Consider the following 15,261-nt stretch of genomic DNA (forward strand, 5'->3'; position numbering starts at 1 on the left):
GACAAATTAATATAGAAAATTAAATTTAACTTATTTTAGCCATTTTTCCAATCTCGTTATATTTTCTTCTAAAAATAAAGCATTTTTTTCAATACCACGACGCTTACACCATCCAATACTATTGAAGGCATCCGTAAATTGATAAAATGGCAATACATTTTCTAGTTCAATTAAGGGTCTGATACTGTTATAGCCCTTTTGATAGGCGTTATACAAGGCATTATCAAGGCTCAAAAAATCACGATATAATTTAGTAAAATCGATTTCTGTTGAACCAAATCTTACGCTTTCAAAATCAATCATTCCTGAAACTACTTCCCCATTAACAATTATATTAGCTGGACGAAAATCCATATGTATAAAGCTTGGTCCATCCGAGGAAGGAAGCTGTTGTTTCATTTTTTCATATTTTTCAATGGCTTGTTTATATAATTGTTCATCCAAAATGCCTCTTACTTCTTCAGCAAAACTATAAAATTGGCGTTCGACAAAATTAGACCAGTTAGGAAATTCGTTTTGGATAGCTGCTAATTCTCGCCCTTCAGGAGGACGAATAGTATGCATTTTGGCATGGAGAACCCCAACTTGAAATGCTACTGTTGGTGTGACCTTGGCTGTTAGCGGTTGTCCTTTTAATTCCGATAATAAAAAGGCACCTGGGCACTCTTCATTACCAGACCAGTAATCTAACATTTTAGGAATGGCAACATTGCCCTCTAAAATTTCATAGGCTTCTAATTCCCGCTGATACTTCAATTTTGTAAAGGGAATTTTCACAAAAACATTTTCCCCATAAGATAAAGTACATTTATAGACTGTTGAACTATAAGAATCATCAACCTCACTCACTGATTGTACCTTCAATCCAAATTTTTGAATGACACGCTTTAACATCGAGTTGTCCCTCCTTGTTTACTACATTACAGCATTTTCCTACGAAAACATAGTTTTCATTTGGCACAATTCTATTTTACAGGATTTTTTAAGAAAGATATATTCAGGGATATATGGTTTTCAAATATTCGAAATGTTATAATAACCATATGTAGGATTTTTTTATTGAAAATGGAGAGATTAATGATGGAACATAAACTTGTTGAATTACTAAATGAAATATACCCAGTGGAGTTTATAAAAGTGGAAGCAGTAACGAATGAAATGTATCGCTGTCTTACTAAGCAAGGCGATTATTTTGCAAGAATCACCAACTATAAAAGTTATGATGAACAATTAGAAGAAGTTAATTATACAAACTTCCTGTATAAAGAAGGATTAGGTGTATCGCCAACAATCCCTTCCTTAAATGAGAAAATAGTTGAGAAAATCACACTTAACGACAAAGAAATATTAACGGTTCTGTATAAAGCAGCTCCCGGTATACATTTACCCAAAAACCAGTGGAATGCCGATATATTAAAAGAATTAGGCAGGCAAATAGGCAGATTGCATCGTTTCTCAAAGAAATTTGAAGATTTACATTCAGTTCAATACATAAATGATTGGCATGAAAATGAGGAATATGCTTTTCTAAAATATATCCCTGAGGAAGAAACCGTTATTCGAAATATTGCACAAGAGGTTTTATTAACAATTAAAGAAATGCCAAAGGATTACTCAACTTATGGATTATTGCATGGTGATTTATGGCTAGAAAATGTGCTTGTTGATTCGGATTCAAAGGTGACAATGGTTGATTTTCAAGATTGTGAGAAAAACTTTTATATTTTTGATTTAGCAGTTCCGATATATAGTGCGATAGAGTATTCCTATGTCGGTGGTGGTAGCATAATTGAATACGGAAGAAGTATTACAAAAGCAATTATCGAAGGCTATAAAGAGGAAAATGAGCTTCCAACAGAAATGTTAGATAAGCTTCCCTTATTTATAAAATTAAAAGAAATATTTGAATACAGCTTAATGCATATGTACTGGAATAAAGAAAAGTTAACTGAGGATCAAATAAGAATAATGAATCACTTTAGGTTAAGGATTGAACAAAATCATTCCCTTCCTATTATTTAGCTTCAGAAAAAACCGTTATTTTGGAAAAATTCGAAATAACGGTTTTTCATAATTTATCCAGTAGTACTTCGCCGTTGCACAATCGTAATATATAAGCCCAATAGTCGATCCGTTGTCATTTGCTTATTTTGCAAGTCCTTTAAGTGGGAATCTTGAATAATGCCATCCTTTACGGCTTGTGCTATAAAAGCTTCCGCTGCCGTTTGCATTGAAGGACTTCCTGGATTCCATGTTTGTGACATAGGTATTCCCCCCTTCGTGTCATCTACAATCAATTGAACTTGTAGCTTACTGTTAGAAGGAACAATGACAGTCCCCTCTAGCTTATAGCCTGCTGGCAATTTCCATGTTGATTGAATCTCAAAATGTGCTCGGTCAACACTGCCCTGCCAATCACCACCCCATGTAATATTTAATTTACGTGCAATTGCCCCGACTTTGCTTAATATTAAGGCGTCATATAAAGCATTTGGAGGTGATACGGCAATGTCCCATGCTAGGCGCGATTTATGATTACTATTCAGTGTCCAAGTAACGATTGCACCTGGTCTTGTACGTCCTTGTGCATACAGATAATTTTGCCGCTCCTGTGAGCGATATGTTTCGGTAATAAAAATATTTCGCACCCCCGCTTTGTAACACTCCTGAAACAGTAATCTACATGCCGTTCGCGCTACAGTTGTTAGCTCATCTAAATCTCTAATAGTAACGTCCACACTCATTTTTTATCACCTTCTTTCTTTCTATTTTTATGCATTGCGAATGCTGTTACTTGTGCGTTTTTCTTTTCAAAAAATGATATTGTTAGATTTTCATATACAAATAAAAATATATTTTTTAAAATTAGAATTAAGGGGGATTTATTAAATGGATACTGTATTCTTTTTTATTTGGTTGTTTAGTGTACCTTTTATTTTTATTTATGCTGTATTATTTATTTTTAGTTTAATTAAAAATGATTCTACAAAAACAAAAAAATACAATAAACTTCTTATCGCATCTATCGTAGTGATGATTATTTCCTTCATTGTATCTTTTTCTACATTCGATAAATAAAAGATAAAGAAGGAATGACTGTTTATAATATTGAATTAAAAAATGATTTACATTAAACCATCTAAGTGAATCATCAAGTCATCAAATAAAGAAAAAGTCAATTTACCCCAAAGTATTTGGGGTAAATCGACTTTTTCAGTTCTCTCCTATAAGCTCGTTTTTTCTTCTAGCTCTTTAATGTTGCTAAAAAAGGCATAATAAGCAATAATAATCACAATAGATGCCCCTGCTAGTACAAGTAAAAATCCATATGGGCTTAAAAAAGTAAATGTAACTTGGTGACTCACAAGCCAATCCCCTGCGAATCCCCCAATGACATAAGCAAGTGGAAGGGTTCCCCATGAAAGCATCCTAGAAATTGAAAATACTCGCCCTAGATATGCTGCATCCGTATTGCACTGAATAAGCGTAATACTTAATGTATTTGTAATTGGCAATAAAAATCCCATCATAATCCATAAACAGCCAATCATCCAAACGTGCTCTGTAAGTCCTGTTAGGAGAACGGAAAGTCCCATCCCCAGGGAGGATAAGAGAATATACCAAATCATCTTTCTCACTACTTTCAAGGTAGACATTACAATACTCCCAAGCACCATACCGACACCAAATAAAGAAGTCACAAGCCCAAACTGCTCTTCTGAACCAAACTCTAAAATATAAGGTTGACGAATGACACTATTTACTCCTAATGCAACATTAAGCCAAGTGTGTAGCATAATCATTGCAAACAATGCTTTGTATTTCCATGTGTAATGAAATCCTTTGATCATATCTTGCCAAAAGCTATACTGTTGCTCATTATTGTGGCTCTCTTTTATTGTAACCAGACGTTTCCATAAAATAAAAACAACAATCAAAGCAAGCAAGTAGGTGACAAAATTAATTCCAATAATCCAGCTAATTGTTCCATATGCATAAAGAGCACCAGCAAGTATGGGACCAACAATATTTGTTGTGGATGTTGCAGATGCAAGCATTCCATTTGCACGTGATAAGTGTTCTTCCGCAACAAGCATTGGCGTTAGTGTTTGCAAGGCAGGCGTTTCTAACGCACTTACAATAGATAATCCCACCGATAGTAGCAAAACAAAAAACAAAGTGAGCTGATCTGCTATTGCAACAACAGTTCCATAAGCGAGTAACCCAGATCCTAAAATGCCACCAACAACTAATGCCAATCTAGGACCATTACGATCAATATAATTTCCAACAAATGGTGAAACAACAACGCTTGGTAAATAACTTGCAACCAAAACCATTGCAAAGCTAAGTACTTGACCTGTGGACTGATAGACCCAGATACCTAATATAAATCGAGTCATTGAAGACCCTAACAAAGAAACAAATTGGCTAACGATAATCCATAAAAAAACGTAAAAAGTATTCTGTTTTGAAAAATTCAACTTTTATCCTCCGCTCATTGTGGCGGAAGCAAACTTCTGTACAACGTATTAATTAATCAAGGTGATACTCCGTTCTACTCCCGCTCGTTTTCTGTTTTTATTGGGAATATCAGTGCTGACTGTCATCATAGATCACTCTCTTTCTTCTATTAATCCTCCATACTATACCATTTTTATTATTTTTTGAAAATACCAATTATTTAATTTGAATTATTACACTTATTCAAACAAGGCTGGTTAACTAAAGATCGGGATATAAAAAACAGAATATTGCTAAAGTTATTGAAATATATTACAATTATAAAAGTTATACAGGTGACATAAGTGAGATAACTTGTGTTGGTGTCCTTAATGGTTAAAAACAGTAATGTTGCACAGTGCCTCCAATCATATTGGGGGCATTTTTTATTTTTTATAGGAGAGTGATTAAATTGCTATTAGAAAATGATTACACAAATTTGTTTGAAGATGTACAGACACATGTAAAAAGAAGCGCTGAAAAGATGGGTTCCAGCGGTGCTGCTCTATTTATTATCCATAACGATAAAATAGTAACAGAATCTTATTTTGGTAAACAATCAAATGATATACATGCGCGAGATGTGAAAGCAGATACTCAATTCCACATTGCCTCTGTTAGAAAGGCTTATATCGGTTTTGCTGCTGCTTACGCGATATACCATGGTTATTTTTCCATTGATGATCCGATTCGGCAGTTTGTTGAAGACCCTCATTTATCCGCATATGAAGGAGTAACAATTCGTCACTTATTGACCCATACACACGGTTTAAAAATAGATGACGGAAAATTAATAAGTGAATATAAACCCAGTGAGTCATGGGCTTATAGAGGTCCCAGTATTGAGTTATTGACAACGCTTATAAAAAAAACAACGGGACGGTCCGTTGCTGATATTGTAAAAGAGCAGGTTATTGAGCCATGCAGCTTCCAATCAACTGAATGGATTAAGATGAGTCAGCCTCATTCAAAAATTGCAAGCACTATTCGAGATGCAAATAACCCCTTTTGGATTGAGACGGATGTAGTAGATGGTTCAGGAATGAATATGTATGTGTCTGCACAAGAGCTTGCTTTATGGGGCTATATTCATTTAACAGAAGGAAAATGGGGAGGAAAACAGATTATTCCTAGAGAAATCATTCAAATGGCAACATCCATTCAAACTCCTAACCCAGCACTCCCTATTCAGAAGAATGGCTTTTTATGGTTTGTCAAAGACACGAACCATAGCTTTAATCAAATAGGCGATATGGTTCCAAAAGGCTCCTATCAATTACTTGGCTATACAAATGTAGCTCTGCTCGTCATTCCAGAGGAAAATGTCGTAGCAGTTAGAATGTTCAACCATTATGGTTCACCTGAAGGATATGATTATCTCGACGACATTCGATCTTTCGGGGACATTGTTTATGAATGTTCTATAAAATCGACAATGTAATAACACAAATGTTAGGATATGTTGTAAAACAACTCAAATGCAAGTATTATTCAATATTTAGGCGCGAATGTTAGAGCTGAAAGCTAGAAAACAATCAAACTTTATTTTAAAGTAACATAAAGAGCCTTGCTACGTATAAAATGTAGTAAGGCTCAAAGCTTATTATAATCAAAATTCAATCACTTTATTAGAACTGGACGCTAAAACCATTAAATGTATGAACACCTGTCCCAAACTTCACTAAGTCATTTTCTTTCAAATATTTCGCTGCAATTTTTACTTCTTCTAAAATAGCTGGTGAAAGACCTAGTGTATTATGCGAGCCAAATACCTTTTTGACATTTGGTATCATTGCCATCCTTTCTAATGAAGCAATTAAGTCAACAGGACTTGTTGAAGGATAGAAGGCATAAACAGGGGTTTCATCATACAATAAATCACCTGTAAATAAATAGCCATTTGTTTCATCAAAAATACAAATATGGCCCGGGGAATGACCAGGTGTATGATAAATTTTTAAAGTTCGATTCCCTAATTCGATTAAATCTCCATCGTTTAGTACATCTGTTGGCTCACCTTGAAACGGCTGATAGGTTGCAGGATTAAATGTAACAGGGGTTGGTTTCGTAATATCCCTGCTAATATCTTTTCTTATTTGCTCAATGGTTAAGCCTTTTATGCCATGCACTAGCCATTCTTTATCCGCCTCATGAACATAAATTTTTTCAAATTCCCCATGGCTGCCAATATGATCCGTATGTACATGTGTAGTAATTACCTCAATTGGTAAATTAGTCAACTGATTAGTAATTCGTCTAATATTATCAATACCAAGCCCAGTATCTATAAGAATGGCTTTATGATTTCCTAGCAATAGGAATGAATGGACCTTCTCCCAATGTCCATATTCACTAATTGCATATGTATAGTTATCAATTTGTTGAACAGTAAACCATGTGTCAAAAATCAAAATATCCTCGCCCCTTTGTATTGTTAAATTAACCATATTAGCATAGAAAAAACGAGCCTGTTGTAATAGAGGCTCGTTTTCATATTAAACGATATGCGCGTTCTCCTCTACTTTACCATAACTCCCCTATACAAAAACTAAACAAATTTTATCCGATATTAACGGACACTTCAAAACTTGAGAAAAACCCCCATTAATTTACCTCTGCAAAATCGGCAGTAGTTGCTTCCACACTTTTTTAGCCTCTGGAATCGGAAAAACTGGGAAAACATGATTCATTTTAGGATATTCAAAGTAAATAATATCCACGCCTTCCTGCATCGCTTTTTCTAGCAACATATGTGCGTCAACGATAAGCATTTCCCCTGTTCCAACAAATAACGTAATACGTCCAATATTGTGCAATGGACCGTGTAGTGGGCTTACTAAATGGTGCGAGATTTCCTGAGAGTTTGCCCATAGCTTGCCAAGCATTTGCGCACCAACAAGGCCGAGCATTGGATCAATTTTTTCGATTTCTAAATAGCGTGGATCTTCACCAGAAACATCGAGCCATGGAGAAAATAAAATGATTTGTTCCGACTGTCGCTTTTTTTGCAGCATGACATCTTGTGCGAAAGCTAGTGCAATGCCACCCCCTGCTGAGTCCCCCATAAAAATAAATGGCTCTGCATGCTTTCCACATAGCATATCGTAAAAAGAATGTAATTTATCATACAATGCCTCGTGTGTATAATGAGGCAGCTTCGGATAAATCGGCACAATAATGCGAAACTGTGTGCGCTCAGCTAGCTTTACAAGGTAGCGCCAATGAAAAATAAGGGGATCATTTATATATGCTCCCCCGTGAAAATAAAGAAGATTTTTTTGAACATCTAAACTTTCATTCAAAACGTAATACAGCATGCCATCCCATTCATATTTAGCGATGTTATGCTGTGTGCGAAATTTTTCATCTAGTTCGTAGGCAGGAGCTTGTCGCCGTTCCTCAATAAAAAGCTCCATTTCCTTTACATCTAAAAATTTTTGCTTCGTTTTACGCCAAATTAAAAATTTTTCAAATAAAACACTTTGCCAGCTCCTCATACGCATTCCTCCTCTTTCTATATATTCGTGAAGAAGAAGAGCGAATCCTGTTGAGCCTTGACATTTTTTTAGTGAATATAAGGCATTAATTGATTTTGAACGACTTCTTGACCAGTAGTAACCCATTTATTTTTTTGAAAAATTTCTGCGTCTTTTTCAACTGGCGATTGGAATTGACTTGCGCCTGTCGCATCTAACCAGGAGCTTTCATCATAATCCAGTCCTACATTTACGATATGCTTAATAATAAATGGTTTTTGAAAGCGAATAATGCAGTCATAGCAATCCATTTCCCCTTCTACGACAACGAAGGGAGCCCGTAGATAAATGGTTGTTCCTCCCTCACGCCATAGTGCCACATCAAAGCTTCCTCGGTCATAATCCCAATTGCCACCTATCGAAAACCCATATTTGCAAATTTGACTGCGCAGTAAGCCATATTTTGCTTCACGCCCTACAAGAGCTGTATCTAATACTAACAAAATATCTACCTCCTTATCATGGAGTGTAGCCGAAAAAAAGCCCCTTTAAACACTTGTTTAAAGGGGGCTTACATCTAAAGCTATTCATAAAGTTGTTTAATTCTTATTGAACCAACGCACTTTATTCGTAGTACAACTACAGTTTTATAAGGTTTACAATTTGAGGTATAATAAGGGAAATAACAGGAAGGGTAAGAGAATGAAAAATAAAAGATTTATTTTGGTGATAAGCTTTGGTTTCGTAGTCCTTATTCTCGGAATAGGATTATATGTATACTACTCGGAGCCAACTTATTCTGCGAAGGATGTTTTAAAAGGTGTTGATTTTAGTGTAGAAGAATCATCTGTAGAATTGATAAAGATTGAGTCAGGTGTAGAAGAAGAGAAAGCACTTATTACATTTGAGTTAACAGATGCAACTCAGCAAGAATTGATAAAGGCTTTTGAAAAATCGAAATTCAAAAAAGGCAATTCACCGACAACCCCTAGCGATGATTACTGGATGAAAATCACTTTGAACACAGGTTATGTAATAATTATAGATATGGCTAATAAGGAGTTATCAGTTGATGACAACAGAGGTTCATACGAAGGGTATTCATTTGAAGATGATAAATTTATTAGTATTTTAGAAAAAGTAATTACAGAATATAAAAACTATAGATAAAAGTTTATCTATAGTTTTTATTTTATCTACTACATTTTTAAATTATTGTTGAACTGTAGTACAATCTAGTTAGTAAAACTGCTAAGCACAATGGGACACGATCTTTTTAAATTAATTGATTTTTACAATAGGCTTAATTACTGAGCCATTTTTAGAATCTTCAAATGCTTCGTTTATTTCAGCGAAATCATAGAATTTCACTAATTTATCAAAGGGGAATTTTCCATTTTTGTAGTATTCAACTAATTCAGGGATAAATAACTGAGGTACTGCATCTCCTTCTATAACCCCAACCATTGTTTTTCCTTCTGCCATAATTTCTTCATGAACATTAATATTCATCTCAGGTTCCACTTCTTCAATTTTGAATAATTCTCCCTTATTATGAGTAACAGCTGCTTTAATTTTCATAAGATGCTCATCTCCCTAATTTAAATGAATACATAGTTTAAAATCAGATAGGTGAATTCGGACATTTTGTGCACTATTTTCTTCAAATAGTATTATAAAAGGTTATTTAATTTACATATAACCATTCAATATTTATTATTTCCCTAAAATCCATTCACTATGTATTTAAAAATATAACTATGTAAGAAAGTCACATGACATCGGGAATGACCGAATAAACGATTTTTATATTTAGCCAGTTCTCTTTCAGCTTTTTCATACTCATTCAACTTAAACTTTCAACGAGGAAATAACTCTCTTTCTAAGAGTTAAAAACAGCTAAATCTCCTAAATGGAAATCCAGCTGTTACAATATAATATTTATTCCATCTATTTAATTTTCAATATAAAAAACCGATTTTCCTTGTCTATAAAGAAAATCGGTTTTTTTACATTCATTCCTCGAATGAACATTGAACTTCATTATAATTTGTAAGCTTGGATAGAAGCTCAATAAGTTGGTGCTGCTGCTCTTGCGTCAGATTTTTTAACAACATTTCTGCTGCTTCTTCTTCAAGCAATCGAACTTTTTTAATCTGCATTTGGGCAGCATCAGTCAGTTGAATCAAAGTAGCACGTCGGTCTGCTGGATCAGGCAGCCTGACAAGAAGTCCATCCTGTTCTAGCGCATCTACAAAATCAGTAACCGTTCGAGCCTTAACCCCTAATTTGGCTGCTAATTCGCTCATTCGTATTTTCCCTACTTCGGAAACAGTAAGTAAGACACGCATTCTAGGTCCTGATATTTGAAACGGCATGTCAAGATTTGCAATATGTGCTTCAAATTCTCTTTGTATATAATGAGAAGTCTTAATTAATGCATGAATCCCCTCTACTGCTGATGTTTTTGAAGAATGTTGGTTTGTCATAAAAATTCCTCCTTGACAGTTTTAAATAAAACGCATAAACTCATTTTGAGCAAACTTATATTGAGTAAACTCACTAAATCAATATCCATTATTATTATTGTACCATATTTAGGGTATTGTGAAAAAACAAATATATTGGGGGTATTATCTTGTTAATTTTATCTATCATTCTTCAAGGCTTGTTAGCCCTAGTGTTCTTGCTGACGGGGTTCATGAAGGTATCTGGTAATAAACAGCAAATTGAAACATTCAAGCACCTCAACCTACCACAGTGGTTCCGAATGGTTACTGGGTTAGTACAGTTAGTTGGGGCATTTGGTTTAGTTATCGGCTTTTGGAATTCTGGAGTAACAGCATTAGCCGGGGTATGGCTTGCGATTACTATGCTTGGTGGGGTAATTGCACATATTAGAGCAAAAGATCCTATCAGTCGGGCAATTCCGGCGTTCATACTAGCGATACTGGCGGTCATCATTGCTAGTATTAACTTCTCTGAACTGCTGAACATGTTTTCATAATCTGTACTTGTCAATTAGTAACTGTATACCAGCACTCGAAAAGGAGATAAATATCGTATGTCAGTAAAAACAGAAAATAACAATAAAGCATTCTCAATTAAAACCATCATAGGTCCCCTACTAGCTGTCATTGTTGGTATGATGATGGTAATTCTTGATAGTACGGCGATGAATGTTGCGTTACCTGGTATAGTGACAGATTTTAAATCTGATGTTTCTACGATGCAATGGTCCTTAACAGGTTATACTCTTGCATTATCAGCTGTCATTCCTTTAGCTGGTTGGATGACGGACCGATTTGGAGCAAAAAAGATTTTTTTAATTACAATTGCCTTGTTTACAATTGGTTCTGTTCTCTGCTCTGTTGCACAAACTCCTGAAGAGCTTATTCTCTATCGGGTTATTCAAGGACTAGGAGGAGGAATGGTAGCGCCAATAGGAATGACTATTATTTTCCAACTAGCTCCTTCAGATAAAATTGGGTCTGTAATGGGGGCACTTGGGGTTCCGATGCTATTAGCACCTGCTTTAGGACCTGTTTTAGCGGGATATCTAGTTGAATACGTTACTTGGCATTGGATCTTCCTTATTAATTTACCAATCGGGATTATTGCCATTTTGGTTGGATTGAAATTTTTACCGAATGTCGAACGAAAGACCGCTGCATCCCTTGATTATTTAGGGATTCTACTAGCGCCTATTGCATTTGCAATGCTAGCCTATGGAGTGAGTGAAGGGGGCAAAAGCTGGACTTCAACGGAAACACTTACTGGACTAATTGTAGGTGGCGTTGCTCTCATTTTATTTATTATCGTCGAGCTTCGTCAAAAGCAGCCTTTATTAGAGCTAAGAGTTTTTGGATCATCTGATTTTAGAAAAGGGATTGTGATTACATGGATTTCCCAAATCGCATTATTTGGGGTTATGATTATCGTCCCGTTATTTTTACAAACAGTGAGAGGTTACGGTGCATTAGCTACTGGTTTAATTCTTCTCCCACAAGCTCTAGCATCGGGTGTAATGATGCCAATCGGAGGGCGTTTATATGATAAAATAGGTGCTCGTCCCTTAGCTATAACAGGCTTGTCTATTATTACTGCAGCGCTATTTATGCTTTCGCGAATTTCTATGGAGACAACTACTGGATTTATCATTACATGTTTAGTGATGATTGGAGCAGGAATGGGGCTATCTATGATGGCAATTAATACCCATGTTCTTCAATCTGCTCCAAAACATCTTGTAAGTCGCGTTACGCCGTTAACAACTGCGGCCCAACAAGTAATGGTCTCATTTGCAGTAGCAGGTATGACTGGGTTTTTAACGTCAAAAATTACTGGTCATATGACAAAAACAGCCGACCCAATTGAAGCTACTGTTTCCGCTTATGGTGATACGTTCCTTCTAGCTGCTGGGATTGCATTAGCAGGTGCGCTTTTAGGAATAATCCTTAATAGACCAAAACAACAGCCAGAACATGCACAAGATAATGAAACAAAAGAAGCGAATGCAAAAATGATGGCAGGACACTAGGTAGAAAACGGATGGTCTTTCTATCCAATAGGTTGCTCCCAAGTGCCTCCAAACAACGCATGGTAAGGCCATACTTTGCTTTATTCCAAAAGCCCCCCTTTTAATTTAAGGGGGGCTTACGTATAAAGCTATTCCGTTACTTCTTCAATTGATTGTTTATCTTCCACTTTTTTCACTTCAATATAACGCAAATATATATCTTCTTTTTCATATATTGAGAATGCATAATTTTCGTACTCGATTACTACATCATCAATTAAATCTGTATTTTGCGAGAAATACCAGCCACCAATCGTGTCGATATCTGGATTTTCAAGCTCAATATGTAATAGCTTTGCGACGTCATCTAATAGCATTTTGGCATATAAAATATAGTGGTCATCACCTATTTTTCTAATATCCGGAACTTCATCTTCATCAAATTCATCGCGAATTTCTCCAACAAGCTCCTCCAAAATATCCTCAACTGTTACTAATCCTGATGTACCACCGTATTCATCTAGTAAAACAGCCATATGAACGCGCTCTTTTTGCATTTTCGTCAATAAATCATGGATTGGAATTGTCTCAATTGTTTTAAGGATAGGATTAATAAAGTCTTCAAACTTAAATGTTTTCTCTGTAATTCGGTTATTAATACCCAATGTTAAAATTTCCTTAATATTAAAGAAACCGATGATATTATCTCGATCTCCATCAAATACTGGATAGCGAGTATAGCGCTCCACAGAAATGCGAGTGATAACCTCGTGGAAAGTTGCAGATATATCAAAGCCTACAATTTCTGTACGTGGCACCATAATCTCACGCGCGATTTTATCATCAAATTCAAATACATTATTTACGTATTTCAATTCATTTTTATTAATTTCGCCACTTTTAAAGCTTTCCGCAAGTAGTAGACGCAATTCTTCCTCTGTATGTGATAGCTCATGTTCACTTGCAGGCTTCATTCCAAAAATGCCCACTAAAACGCGCGCTGAACCATTTAAAAACCAAATAAATGGATATAAGATTTTATAAAAAATCATAATTGGCTTTGAGAACATTAATGTAACTTTTTCAGCCTTTTGAATCGCGATTGTTTTTGGTGCAAGCTCCCCTATTACCACGTGTAAAAATGTTGCAATAACGAATGCTCCCCCAATTGTAAACATATGAATGTAATCCGTGCTTACTCCTACAAGTTCAAAGAAAGGATGTAAAATAAACTCAAATGTTTTTTCTCCTACCATACCAATACCAAGTGCGGTAACCGTAATACCTAGCTGGCAGGCAGATAAATATTCATCTAAATGCGTTGTTACTTGCTTTGCTGCTTGTGCACTTTTTACGCCTTCTGCAAGCAGTTGGTCGATACGTGATTGACGCACTTTAACAATTGCAAACTCAGTTGCAACAAAAAATGCGGTCAATGCGAGTAAAATAATAAAAATGGTTAAATTAATACTGGTCGTCAATCAATTGTCTTACGCTGGTAACGTAAGACTTCACCTCCTACGTAATCAATAATTGTAATGTTTGAATAAGTGACTTACTATCATTTTTCATGTTTTTCATTATGCGTTGCTTCATCAATTGGTTTTCATTTGATAGTCGTGTAGTAAACATTATCACTTCTTTTTCTAGCTGCTGAATATGCATACAAAGATTGGCAATATCCATGTCTGCCATTTCACTTTGCGTAAGCGCTTTAATTTGCTTTAATGATAAACCTTCTTTTTTCTTTTGCTCAATAAATTGTAATTGCTTCACCGATTCCTCATTGTAATAGCGGTAATTGGAATTTGAGCGATGAGCTTTGAGTAAACCTAAATTCGTATAATAGTCAATTGTGCGTTTTGTAATGCCTGTCATCTCAGCTAGCTCACTAATTTTCAGCATCTCGATCCCAAATAAATCCCTCCAAACTATCACGTGATAGTTTTAGTATACTCATAGACGAATATATTTTGCAATTATATTCACTTTCATTTATCCTTATAAATTGTGCGAGAATTGAATATAATTTTTTATTATGATTTTGGACGTGTATAGAGAAAGTAATTTATAAAATATAGTGTCGTATAATATGTACACCGAAAATGATGTACACTTCAATAAAATTCGCATTTCAACTATAACGAATCCGTTGTTACGATGTCTTTAAATTGAATAACTAGATAATTCGGCTGAATATGTAGGGGCTGCTCGTTATATGCGATGACTTGTAATTCTTTTTTATAACAATCATAAATTAATGTATCGCCATGAGCCATATTCTTTATGTTTGTTGAAAAAATCATGCGAGCAGATGCTATTGCTGGCATCTCTGCTGTTATTTTTGCTTGTCGAATATATGTGTGTTCCCCTTCAAGTAAGCGCCCTTTGTCATATATACTTTCATTATGTTCAGGTGTTGCAAATATCAGAAGATGTAAAGTTTCTGCGCGCTCATTATGATAACCGTGCACATAATTGGTCCAGCCAAAAACAATCTCATTTTCTTCAGCTCTCAATTGCTGTTCAAAGCTAATATCATACATAAGCTCACCTTGCACAACTATCGCACTATCTTCACCGAATGGATGAAAATGCGCTGGAATTCCTTCCTCATTACTATCTAGTTGAAAATACAAAACTCGGTGGTTTTTACAATCACTTTCCCAAATTTTTTTAAACTTTATATCCGAATCAATTAATTTTTGGATGTTGATGGTTTCCATATTATCACCTCAAACAATAGCTTACATAAATTTCTTA

16 protein-coding genes and 1 pseudogene are annotated in these 15,261 nt (G+C 35.3%); 6 read left to right on the plus strand and 11 right to left on the minus strand.

Going from position 1 to position 15,261, the window contains the following annotated elements; translation table 11 throughout:
- Window positions 1–30: 30 nt before the first annotated feature.
- Window positions 31–894 carry an aminoglycoside phosphotransferase family protein gene (locus tag TY13_RS05670; protein ID WP_042472938.1) on the minus strand — a complete coding sequence of 288 codons (864 nt, stop codon included), beginning with the start codon at window positions 892–894 and terminating at the stop codon, window positions 31–33.
- 186 nt (window positions 895–1,080) lie between these two features.
- Here TY13_RS05670 and TY13_RS05675 point away from each other — a divergent pair, with 186 nt between their 5' ends.
- Complete coding sequence (locus TY13_RS05675) at window positions 1,081–2,022, plus strand: phosphotransferase enzyme family protein (protein ID WP_407637711.1); 942 nt, start codon at window positions 1,081–1,083, stop codon at window positions 2,020–2,022.
- A 53-nt stretch (window positions 2,023–2,075) separates the two neighbouring features.
- On the opposite strand, the gene TY13_RS05680 is transcribed toward TY13_RS05675, so the two are convergent.
- Window positions 2,076–2,744: a M15 family metallopeptidase gene (locus tag TY13_RS05680; protein WP_042472940.1), complete on the minus strand. Its 669-nt coding sequence runs from the start codon at window positions 2,742–2,744 to the stop codon at window positions 2,076–2,078.
- A 145-nt stretch (window positions 2,745–2,889) separates the two neighbouring features.
- Between TY13_RS05680 and TY13_RS05685 the strand changes: the two genes are divergently transcribed.
- A complete protein-coding gene (locus tag TY13_RS05685) occupies window positions 2,890–3,078 on the plus strand; it encodes a hypothetical protein (RefSeq protein ID WP_042472943.1) in 189 nt (62 codons plus the stop codon).
- A 146-nt stretch (window positions 3,079–3,224) separates the two neighbouring features.
- Here the strand turns inward: TY13_RS05685 and TY13_RS05690 are convergent, their stop codons facing one another.
- Complete coding sequence (locus tag TY13_RS05690) at window positions 3,225–4,484, minus strand: MFS transporter (protein WP_042472946.1); 1,260 nt, start codon at window positions 4,482–4,484, stop codon at window positions 3,225–3,227.
- Between the two features lie 431 nt (window positions 4,485–4,915).
- Here TY13_RS05690 and TY13_RS05695 point away from each other — a divergent pair, with 431 nt between their 5' ends.
- Window positions 4,916–5,944, plus strand: a complete 1,029-nt coding sequence (locus TY13_RS05695) for a serine hydrolase domain-containing protein (protein WP_052344238.1) — start codon at window positions 4,916–4,918, stop codon at window positions 5,942–5,944.
- 187 nt (window positions 5,945–6,131) lie between these two features.
- On the opposite strand, the gene TY13_RS05700 is transcribed toward TY13_RS05695, so the two are convergent.
- The 3 genes from TY13_RS05700 to TY13_RS05710 form a co-directional block, all read right to left on the minus strand.
- On the minus strand, window positions 6,132–6,950 hold the full coding sequence (locus TY13_RS05700; RefSeq protein ID WP_042472949.1) for an MBL fold metallo-hydrolase: 819 nt from the start codon (window positions 6,948–6,950) through the stop codon (window positions 6,132–6,134).
- 162 nt (window positions 6,951–7,112) lie between these two features.
- Entirely contained in the window at window positions 7,113–8,000 is an 888-nt protein-coding gene (locus tag TY13_RS05705; protein ID WP_042472952.1) for an alpha/beta hydrolase fold domain-containing protein, read from the minus strand.
- A gap of 68 nt (window positions 8,001–8,068) precedes the next feature.
- On the minus strand, window positions 8,069–8,482 hold the full coding sequence (locus TY13_RS05710; protein ID WP_042472955.1) for a YugN family protein: 414 nt from the start codon (window positions 8,480–8,482) through the stop codon (window positions 8,069–8,071).
- Window positions 8,483–8,681: 199 nt separating this feature from the next.
- Between TY13_RS05710 and TY13_RS05715 the strand changes: the two genes are divergently transcribed.
- Window positions 8,682–9,149, plus strand: a complete 468-nt coding sequence (locus TY13_RS05715) for a hypothetical protein (protein ID WP_042472958.1) — start codon at window positions 8,682–8,684, stop codon at window positions 9,147–9,149.
- Window positions 9,150–9,260: 111 nt separating this feature from the next.
- Here TY13_RS05715 and TY13_RS05720 read toward each other — a convergent pair.
- Window positions 9,261–9,503, minus strand: a pseudogene (locus TY13_RS05720) (NAD(P)-dependent alcohol dehydrogenase); the annotation flags it as partial.
- A gap of 491 nt (window positions 9,504–9,994) precedes the next feature.
- Window positions 9,995–10,468: a MarR family winged helix-turn-helix transcriptional regulator gene (locus TY13_RS05725; protein WP_042472960.1), complete on the minus strand. Its 474-nt coding sequence runs from the start codon at window positions 10,466–10,468 to the stop codon at window positions 9,995–9,997.
- Window positions 10,469–10,617: 149 nt separating this feature from the next.
- On the opposite strand from TY13_RS05725, the gene TY13_RS05730 reads away from it, so the two are divergent.
- Both TY13_RS05730 and TY13_RS05735 read left to right on the plus strand, forming a co-directional pair.
- Window positions 10,618–10,986 (plus strand): DoxX family protein, encoded by a 369-nt coding sequence (locus tag TY13_RS05730; protein WP_042472962.1) that lies wholly within the window; start codon window positions 10,618–10,620, stop codon window positions 10,984–10,986.
- Window positions 10,987–11,043: 57 nt separating this feature from the next.
- Window positions 11,044–12,519, plus strand: coding sequence for a DHA2 family efflux MFS transporter permease subunit (locus TY13_RS05735; RefSeq protein WP_042472965.1), 1,476 nt, complete (start codon window positions 11,044–11,046; stop codon window positions 12,517–12,519).
- Window positions 12,520–12,647: 128 nt separating this feature from the next.
- Here TY13_RS05735 and TY13_RS05740 read toward each other — a convergent pair whose 3' ends face one another.
- From TY13_RS05740 to TY13_RS19725, 3 genes are all read right to left on the minus strand, one after another.
- Window positions 12,648–13,979, minus strand: coding sequence for a hemolysin family protein (locus TY13_RS05740; protein ID WP_042472968.1), 1,332 nt, complete (start codon window positions 13,977–13,979; stop codon window positions 12,648–12,650).
- Window positions 13,980–14,016: 37 nt separating this feature from the next.
- A complete protein-coding gene (locus TY13_RS05745; RefSeq protein ID WP_042472971.1) occupies window positions 14,017–14,403 on the minus strand; it encodes a MerR family transcriptional regulator in 387 nt (128 codons plus the stop codon).
- Between the two features lie 233 nt (window positions 14,404–14,636).
- Entirely contained in the window at window positions 14,637–15,224 is a 588-nt protein-coding gene (locus tag TY13_RS19725; protein WP_052344239.1) for a cupin domain-containing protein, read from the minus strand.
- Window positions 15,225–15,261 lie beyond the last annotated feature (37 nt).

Origin of the sequence: Bacillus ndiopicus, assembly GCF_000612805.1 — a bacterium.
GTDB classification, from domain to species: domain Bacteria; phylum Bacillota; class Bacilli; order Bacillales_A; family Planococcaceae; genus Metasolibacillus; species Metasolibacillus ndiopicus.

Coding starts and splice junctions, on each gene's coding strand:
- TY13_RS05670 (WP_042472938.1), bottom strand. CDS start 894: ATGTTAAAGCGTGTCATTCAAAAATTTGGATTGAAGGTACAATCAGTG.
- TY13_RS05675 (WP_407637711.1), top strand. CDS start 1,081: ATGGAACATAAACTTGTTGAATTACTAAATGAAATATACCCAGTGGAG.
- TY13_RS05680 (WP_042472940.1), bottom strand. CDS start 2,744: ATGAGTGTGGACGTTACTATTAGAGATTTAGATGAGCTAACAACTGTA.
- TY13_RS05685 (WP_042472943.1), top strand. CDS start 2,890: ATGGATACTGTATTCTTTTTTATTTGGTTGTTTAGTGTACCTTTTATT.
- TY13_RS05700 (WP_042472949.1), bottom strand. CDS start 6,950: ATGGTTAATTTAACAATACAAAGGGGCGAGGATATTTTGATTTTTGAC.
- TY13_RS05705 (WP_042472952.1), bottom strand. CDS start 8,000: ATGAGGAGCTGGCAAAGTGTTTTATTTGAAAAATTTTTAATTTGGCGT.
- TY13_RS05715 (WP_042472958.1), top strand. CDS start 8,682: ATGAAAAATAAAAGATTTATTTTGGTGATAAGCTTTGGTTTCGTAGTC.
- TY13_RS05725 (WP_042472960.1), bottom strand. CDS start 10,468: ATGACAAACCAACATTCTTCAAAAACATCAGCAGTAGAGGGGATTCAT.
- TY13_RS05735 (WP_042472965.1), top strand. CDS start 11,044: ATGTCAGTAAAAACAGAAAATAACAATAAAGCATTCTCAATTAAAACC.
- TY13_RS05745 (WP_042472971.1), bottom strand. CDS start 14,403: ATGCTGAAAATTAGTGAGCTAGCTGAGATGACAGGCATTACAAAACGC.
- TY13_RS19725 (WP_052344239.1), bottom strand. CDS start 15,224: ATGGAAACCATCAACATCCAAAAATTAATTGATTCGGATATAAAGTTT.